Origin of the sequence: Flavobacterium buctense (assembly GCF_014486695.1) — a bacterium.
Lineage (GTDB): Bacteria > Bacteroidota > Bacteroidia > Flavobacteriales > Flavobacteriaceae > Flavobacterium > Flavobacterium buctense.
Window position 1 is genome coordinate 1 of sequence record NZ_JACTAB010000032.1, and the last position, 630, is coordinate 630.

General features: G+C 37.1%; 1 pseudogene. It reads left to right on the forward strand.

Annotated features, from left to right (window positions below):
• Positions 1-630: pseudogene (locus ICG50_RS13030) on the forward strand (hypothetical protein); the annotation flags it as partial.

The window sequence follows — 630 nt, forward strand, 5'->3', positions numbered from 1 at the left end:
ACTGCTACAGTAACCATGAGCCAAACAACTATTCAAGGAAACTGTCCTTCTAATTACCAATTAGTAAGAACTTGGACAGCAACTGATGAGTGTGGTAATACTGCTACAGCCGTACAAACAATTACTGTATCTGACACAGTTGGTCCTGTATTAGTTACTCCGCTTCCTCCTAAAGTTGATGCAACATGTGACAACATCCCTGAAGTTCCGGTATTAGTATTTACTGACAACTGTTCAGGAACTGTAACCACTCCTGTTCCAACAATCACTTCATCAAGTGTAGTAGATGGTGTATATACTATCACCAGAACATGGGTTGCAACTGATGCTTGTGGTAACTTATCGCAAACCTATACTCAATTTGTATATGTAAGTGAAACTACTGAAGTAATAACCCTTACCCCAGTAGAAGTTAACAATTTTGATGACATAAACTATTCACTAAACTCTTATTTACCAGCAGGTGTTGGAGTTGGAACTTGGACTAATGTAAATAATGTTGGTGGATTTGATCCAATTAACAACACTTTCAACCCATTAGGAATTGAAATAGGGGAATACTTATTCACTTATACCATCACAGATGGTGAGTGTCCTATAAGATATGAAATTCAATTTATTGTTGCTGGA